The sequence below is a fragment of the Rhizobium sp. P2_G2 genome (genome assembly GCF_056403555.1).
Window position 1 is genome coordinate 1 of sequence record NZ_JBFUFF010000185.1, and the last position, 7,105, is coordinate 7,105.

Sequence of the window (7,105 nt, forward strand, 5' to 3'; positions counted from 1 at the left end):
GGATCGAAAACGAGCGTGTCGATCCCCGCGCCGCCGTCGATCAAGTCCTCGCCACCCATGCCATTGAGAATATTGTTGCCGGCATTGCCCGTGATGACGTTGTCGGCGCTGTTGCCGTTGCCGTCGATGTTTTTGAGGCCGAGCAGGGTCAGGTCTTCGAAATTGTCGGCAAGCGCAAAGGACACCGTGCTCTTGACGGTATCGATGCCGCCACCATTGGCGTTCTCCCGCAAATCGAAGGTGGCCTTGTCGACGATATAGGTGTCGTTGCCGCTTTCGCCCCAAATCTGCGGCGTCGCACCTTGGCCTGTGGTAGCGGTGCCGCCCCTCAGATCGATCGTGTCATTGCCATCGCCACTGTCGAGCATGCCGACTGCGGTCCAGGTGCCACCCTTGTTGGAGAAAAGGTCGTTGCCGCCGTTGAGGAAGATGTCGCCGTTGATCACGCCCGTATTGACGAAACTGTCGTTTCCGCCCCTCAGTACGATCGTTCCGTCTATCGTACCACTGTTGGAAACCACATCTCCCATGGCGCCGCCTTCGATGGCAGTGTCTTTGGATGAGATCGTGCCGGCATTGACAAGCGATGTCTGCGTGTCCAGGAAGTTGTCGGTGCCGAGCCTGACGCCGAAGTCGTCGCCGGTAATGCTGCCGCCTTTTTCGTTGACGATGTCGGCGCTTCCATTCCTCACCTCAATGCCGGTGACCTTGGAACTGATCGTGCCATGATTTTCGACCATCACCCCATCGGTCGCTTCAATCAAAACGCCGACTGACTTGGCTGCTCCCGTTACCTCAACCATTCCGAAATTGCGAAACAGCTGTACGCCGCCGGCAAGGTGTGCACCCGTGCCGCCGTCGACCGAGCTTCCCATCGCGCCGTAGTTGGTGAACTTGGTGCCGTCACCGTAAAGGGAAGCTGCGGTGAGTGCTGAGACACTCGCTTCTTTGCCGAGAATGATATTGTCGCCGGAGGCACCCCCAAATTCGTAAATTCCGACCTTGTTCGTCGAAATCTCGCCATTGAACAGAACCCGATTGCCGCTCGCCGTGTTGTTGAGAACGATCCCGCAGTTCGCGAATGTGGCGCTGTCGTTGATGAGCCAGGTGTCACCGGTGGTGTCGATCTGCAGATTCTGAGTCAGGACACCGTTAATTTCATGTAATGCCATTTTAGCCTCCGTGTGTTGGTTTCACAGAGAAAACGGAAAATCGGCAAAGGTTATTCTGCGTTTATGAAATTTTTTATTTGGATTTCATTTTTCAATAAAATCCGCATGATTGTATGAAATGGAACTCGATCTTCATCGCGATGTCGGAAAGTATACGGAAATTCACTAGGGAGGCGTTGGTTTACCGTTCAGCCGCCATCCGGACCGCAAAGCCGGCGAGAACCGTGCCCATTAGCCAGCGCTGGATGACCATCACCCTTGGCCGGCTCGCCAGGAAGGCCGCGATCAACCCGGCGACAACGACGATCAGCGAATTGAAGGTGATGCTGACGAGGACCTGGGTAAAGCCGAGCACGAGCGATTGGGCCAGCACACTGCCCTGTTCAGGATGAATGAACTGCGGCAGCAGCGAGAGATAAAGGACTGCGACCTTCGGGTTGAGAAGCGCGGTCACCAGGCCCATGGAAAACAGCCTGCGCGGGCTGTCGACCGGCAGGTTCTTCACCTGGAACGGCGAACGGCCACCTGGCCTGACCGCCTGCCATGCGAGATAGAGCAGATAGGCCGCCCCACCAAGCTTCAAGGCTTCATAGGCGAAGGGCACCGCCACGAACAGCGACGTGATGCCGAGTGAAGCGCAGCACACATAGAAGACGAGGCCGACCGCAACTCCGACCAGCGAGACTAGGCCCGCGGCCCGCCCCTGCGAGATTGAACGTGAGACGAGATAGACCATGTTCGGCCCGGGCGTCAGCACCATTCCGACGCAGATGAGCGCAAAGATCGCAAGTGTGGAAGCGGCCGGCATATCGAGGACTCCGAAGCGTCAGGTGGCTGGTTTCTCAGGCACTGTGGCCTTGAGCTTGCGCATTTCCTGAACACGTCGCCGATATTCCGCTTCTGAGATCGTGCCGCGGCGGCGCTGGCTCGCAAGACCCGCAAGCTGCGCTTGCTGAGCCTTCGCCTCTTCGTCCGACATCTGGTCCATCGCCGAAGTCAGCGGCTTGGAGAAATCGGGATATTTCGTATCCTTGGGCACGGGCTCGTCGCCTGCGAGCAGCGCCTTGTTCTCGTCGATGGATTGCGAGCAGGCGGAAAGCACCAAAAGCCCACCAATCAGAAGAACGCGGCTCGACAACGATTTCAGCTGCGCCATCGACGCCATATCCGGCTCACTTTCGCCACCAACATGAATTTACGACTTCATGTCTCTAAACGGTGGAAATTGCAATGCGCTTCATGCAGAGTAATCCAAACCGAACCAAGCCAATGCCGGAAGAGATGCATCCTCATGAGTGACACAAGCGGCTCCGACGACAAATCCGGCAAGGGAATACCTGGCTTCGATCCCGCCGCATTCGAGCCTTTCGTCGTCAAGAATCCCGAGATGATGACGCTCAACCTGGCGCGATCGCTGGAAAATCTCGGCAAAGCGGCGGGAGAATGGCTGAGGCCTCGCGAGAGCGGCGAGAAGCTGGATACCCTCGATCCGATGACGGACATTGTCCGCACCCTGTCCAAGGTGGTGGAATACTGGGTCGCCGATCCGCAACGATCGCTGCAGGCGCAGACGCTGCTGTTTTCCACTTATTACAATATCTGGATGCGATCTCTGATGCGCGTTTCCGGCGATCAGACGCCGGCCGCGCCACTGGTCCGGGAAGACAAGCGATTCTCGTCAAACGACTGGAAGGACAATCTCTTCTTCGATTTCCTGCGCCAGATCTATACGGTCACCACAGACTGGGCGGAAAAACTTGTCACCAATGCCGATGGCCTGGACGACCACACGCGCCACAAGGCGGCCTTCTATGTCAGGCAGGTGTCCGCGGCGCTGTCGCCGACCAATTTCGTGCTGACCAACCCGGTTCTCTATAAGGAGACGGTGGCACAGAGCGGCGCCAATCTCGTCGAGGGGATGAAGAAGCTCGCCGAGGACATCAAGACCGGCCACGGCGAACTGCGCATCCGCCAGACCGACATGACCAAGTTCAAGGTCGGCGAGAACATGGCGGTGACGCCGGGCAAGGTGATCGCCGAGAACGATCTCTGCCAGATCATCCAGTATGACGCGACGACGCCGGATGTGCTGAAGCGCCCTCTTCTCATCGTCCCGCCCTGGATCAACAAATATTATGTGCTCGATCTCAATCCGCAGAAGTCGTTTATCAAGTGGTGCGTCGAGCAGGGCCATACCGTCTTCGTCGTCTCCTGGGCCAATCCCGATGCCCGGCACGCGCTGAAGGACTGGAACGATTATTCCGCCGAGGGCGTGGATTTCGCCCTCGATACCATCGCCAAGGCCACCGGCGAGAAGGATGTCAATGCCATCGGTTATTGCGTCGGCGGCACCCTGTTGGCGGCGACGCTGGCCCTGCATGCGGCGCGCGGCGACAAGCGCATCAAGACGGTAACGCTGTTCACCACCCAGGTCGATTTCACCCATGCCGGCGACCTCAAAGTCTTCGTCGACGAGGAGCAGGTGCAGGCGATCGAGAAAAGCATGGCCGCCGAGGGTTTTTTGGATGGCTCGAAAATGGCGCTCGCCTTCAACATGCTGCGCGCCTCGGAACTGATCTGGCCCTATTTCGTCAACAACTATCTCAAGGGTCAGGAGCCGACGCCCTTCGACCTTCTCTACTGGAATGCCGATTCGACCCGCATGGCGGCGGCCAATCATTCCTTCTACCTGCGCAACTGCTACCTCAACAACACTCTCGCCCGCGGCGAGATGACATTGGGCGGCAAGCAGCTCGACCTCGGCCAAGTGAAAATACCCGTCTACAACCTCGCCACCCGCGAGGATCATATCGCGCCGGCGAAGTCTGTCTTTGTCGGCTCAAAGCTGTTCGGCGGCGATGTCACCTATATCGTCTCCGGCTCCGGCCACATTGCCGGCGTCGTCAACCCGCCAGACAAGATGAAATACCAGTATTGGAGCAACGGCCCAGTCGAAGGCGAGTTCGAGGATTGGCTGGCCAACGCCACCGAAAGCGCTGGGTCCTGGTGGCCGCACTGGCATGCCTGGATTCTCGAACATGATGCCAGGAAGGCCAAGCCGCGCATTCCCGGCGGCACCAATCTCAACCCGATCGAGGAGGCACCCGGCTCCTATGTGAAGGTTCGGGTCTAAGCAGGTTCCGGAACAGTGTCCCACGGTTTTCCGACAAGAACCTGCGACAAGACAAAGGATTAAGCGGACTTTCGTTGGCTTGCCAGCGAAAGTCCGCTTAGGGTCCAGGATGCCGCGAATTACGGAAATGCTTGATTGGCCGGTCTGAACCCGGCATAGAGTCCCTCTGGTTCCCGCAAGTGAAAGCTATCCCGCATGGTCACCTATATCGAAGCCTATTCCGCACCGATGAAGAATACGGGCGTGATCCGTATTTACGGTCCAGAGGATTTCGAGGGCATGCGCAAGGCCTGCCAGCTGACCTCGCGCTGCCTCGATGCATTGGTGCCGATGGTCCAGCCCGGGGTTACCACCAACGAGATCGACCGCTTCGTTCTGGAATTCGGCCTTGACCACGGCGCACTGCCGGCGACGCTGAATTATCGCGGCTATCGCAAGTCTTCCTGCACCTCGATCAACCACGTCGTCTGCCATGGCATCCCCGACGACAAGCCGTTGCGCGAGGGCGACATCGTCAACATCGACGTGACTTATATCCTCGACGGCTGGCATGGCGATTCGAGCCGCAGCTATCCGGTGGGCGAAATCAAGCGCGCCGCCGAGCGCCTGCTCGAAGTCACCTACGAGTGCCTGATGCGCGGCATCGGCACGGTGCGGCCCGGTGCACGCACCGGTGCCATCGGCGAAGTCATCCAGAACTATGCCGAGCGCGAGCGCTGCTCGGTGGTGCGCGATTTTTGCGGCCACGGCGTTGGCCGCCTGTTCCACGACGCGCCCAACATCCTGCATTACGGTCACGCCAATGAAGGCCCGGAATTAAAGGAAGGCATGATCTTTACCATCGAGCCGATGATCAATCTCGGCCGGCCGCATGTGAAAGTGCTCTCCGACGGCTGGACGGCTGTTACCCGCGACCGCTCTCTCTCGGCTCAGTACGAACACACCGTCGGCGTGACCAAGGATGGCTGCGAAATCTTCACGCTGTCGCCGACCGGCCTCGATCGTCCGGGCCTGAGCTGAGGAGCCAACATGGCGCGTCGGCCGCAGGAGCCCGGATTCTCGTCGCCATCGGAGGAGTCCATCGAGGCGGCCGCGGAAGCCGAGCCGGCCGATGAACGCGGCCTATTCGCCTTCGCTGACACTTTCCCGCAGATAAACTCCAAAAAGCCGCCGGCAAAGACCGAACCGCTCCAGCCCGAGCCGCATTATCACGGCCACCGCGAACGGCTGCGCACGAAATTCCGCGAGCTCGGCGACACCGCACTCGTAGATTACGAACTGCTGGAACTCCTGCTCTTCCGCCTGATCCCGCGCCGCGACACCAAGCCTGTCGCCAAAGCCTTGCTCGAACGCTTCGGCACGCTGGCCGGCGTGTTCGGCGCGCCGCTGCATTTGCTGGAGGAAGTCAACGGCATCGGCGAAGCGGTCGCAGCCGACATCAAGCTGGTTTCCGCCGTCGCGCACCGTACGCTCAGAAGCGAGATCAAGGGCAAGAAGGTGCTCGGCTCCTGGAAATCGGTCATCGACTATTGCCACCAGGCCATGGCCTACGAAACCAACGAGCAGTTCCGCATCCTGTTTCTCGACAAGCGCAACCAGTTGATTGCCGACGAAGTACAGCAGCGCGGCACGGTGGACCATGCGCCGGTTTATCCACGCGAGGTCATCAAGCGGGCGCTGGAACTATCGGCCACTGCGATCGTCCTGGTGCACAACCATCCCTCGGGCGACCCGACCCCGTCACGCGCCGATATCGAGATGACGCAGACGATCGTCAGTAGCGCCCAGCCGCTTGGCATCACTGTCCACGATCACATCATCATCGGCAAGGACGGGCACGCCAGCATGAAGAGCCTGCGGCTGTTCTGACATTGCGCTGCGAGCCGGCTATGCAATCAAGAATCGGGATTGCAGACCTTCGTCGGCTAATGGCTCTGCCCAAACTATTGTTTAGCCAGGACGCCGATCGCCATCTGACGCGGTGGTGAGCCAAGATATTGTCTGCACGAAAGAAATCGCACCAAACCAGCCTTGTTTGGCGCGATTAACTTCTATAAACCAATGTCTTCGCCGCAAAAGCTATTGTAAAACATTAGCCGGGCAATCATCGCGATGACGCCGGCCCTGCCCCGCGTCCGGTCCTTTGTGCAACCGTATGAAATGATTGAGCCGGCCGTTAAACCAACCGGCTTTGCTCCAGCGCGGCTTCTACGAAGCTGGCAAACAGCGGATGCGGCTCAAATGGCCGGCTCTTCAACTCCGGATGATACTGAACGCCAATGAACCAGGGATGGTCGGCATATTCGATCGTCTCGGGAAGGACGCCGTCCGGCGACATGCCTGAAAACACCAGGCCGCAACCTTCCAACCGCTCCTTATAGTCGACATTGACTTCGTAGCGATGTCGGTGCCGCTCGGAAATTTCGGTCGAACCATAGATGTCGGCGATCCGCGTCTCTTTCTTCAGCACCGCGCGATAGGCGCCGAGGCGCATCGTGCCGCCGAGATCGCCGCTGGCCGAACGCTTCTCCAGCTCGTTACCCTTGATCCATTCGGTCATCAGACCGACGACGGGCTCCTTGGTCTTGCCGAATTCCGTAGATGATGCGCCTTCGATGCCAGCCAGGCTGCGGGCTGCCTCGACGACGGCCATCTGCATGCCGAAGCAGATACCGAAATATGGCACCTTGCGTTCACGGGCAAAGCGCGCCGCGCGGATCTTGCCTTCCGAACCACGCTCGCCGAAACCGCCCGGCACGAGGATGCCATGCACCTTTTCGAGATAGGGCGACGGGTCTTC

The 7,105-nt window shown here is 59.0% G+C and carries 6 protein-coding genes and 1 pseudogene; 3 read left to right on the forward strand and 4 right to left on the reverse strand.

The window, feature by feature from the left end; translation table 11 throughout:
* The 3 genes and pseudogenes from AC1D06_RS41105 to AC1D06_RS41115 all read right to left on the reverse strand — a co-directional run.
* Positions 1-1,172, reverse strand: a pseudogene (locus AC1D06_RS41105) (hypothetical protein); the annotation flags it as partial.
* Between the two features lie 181 nt (positions 1,173-1,353).
* On the reverse strand, positions 1,354-1,980 hold the full coding sequence (locus AC1D06_RS41110) for a LysE family translocator (protein WP_477991205.1): 627 nt from the start codon (positions 1,978-1,980) through the stop codon (positions 1,354-1,356).
* Positions 1,981-1,998: 18 nt separating this feature from the next.
* Positions 1,999-2,328: a hypothetical protein gene (locus AC1D06_RS41115; protein ID WP_477883566.1), complete on the reverse strand. Its 330-nt coding sequence runs from the start codon at positions 2,326-2,328 to the stop codon at positions 1,999-2,001.
* Between the two features lie 135 nt (positions 2,329-2,463).
* On the opposite strand from AC1D06_RS41115, the gene AC1D06_RS41120 reads away from it, so the two are divergent.
* From AC1D06_RS41120 to radC, 3 genes are all read left to right on the forward strand, one after another.
* Positions 2,464-4,305 (forward strand): PHA/PHB synthase family protein, encoded by a 1,842-nt coding sequence (locus tag AC1D06_RS41120; RefSeq protein ID WP_477883567.1) that lies wholly within the window; start codon positions 2,464-2,466, stop codon positions 4,303-4,305.
* A 195-nt stretch (positions 4,306-4,500) separates the two neighbouring features.
* Positions 4,501-5,325, forward strand: coding sequence for a type I methionyl aminopeptidase (gene map / locus AC1D06_RS41125; RefSeq protein WP_477991207.1), 825 nt, complete (start codon positions 4,501-4,503; stop codon positions 5,323-5,325).
* A gap of 9 nt (positions 5,326-5,334) precedes the next feature.
* A complete protein-coding gene (radC, locus tag AC1D06_RS41130; RefSeq protein WP_477991208.1) occupies positions 5,335-6,174 on the forward strand; it encodes a RadC family protein in 840 nt (279 codons plus the stop codon).
* A 307-nt stretch (positions 6,175-6,481) separates the two neighbouring features.
* Here radC and AC1D06_RS41135 read toward each other — a convergent pair.
* Positions 6,482-7,105, reverse strand: a 624-nt coding sequence (locus AC1D06_RS41135) for a glutamine amidotransferase-related protein (RefSeq protein WP_477991209.1), incomplete at its 5' end; no start/stop codon positions are given.

Bases quoted from the DNA above. Each gene is read 5' to 3' on its own strand.
- AC1D06_RS41110 (WP_477991205.1), bottom strand. From the start codon at position 1,980: ATGCCGGCCGCTTCCACACTTGCGATCTTTGCGCTCATCTGCGTCGGA.
- AC1D06_RS41115 (WP_477883566.1), bottom strand. From the start codon at position 2,328: ATGGCGCAGCTGAAATCGTTGTCGAGCCGCGTTCTTCTGATTGGTGGG.
- AC1D06_RS41120 (WP_477883567.1), top strand. From the start codon at position 2,464: ATGAGTGACACAAGCGGCTCCGACGACAAATCCGGCAAGGGAATACCT.
- map (WP_477991207.1), top strand. From the start codon at position 4,501: ATGGTCACCTATATCGAAGCCTATTCCGCACCGATGAAGAATACGGGC.
- radC (WP_477991208.1), top strand. From the start codon at position 5,335: ATGGCGCGTCGGCCGCAGGAGCCCGGATTCTCGTCGCCATCGGAGGAG.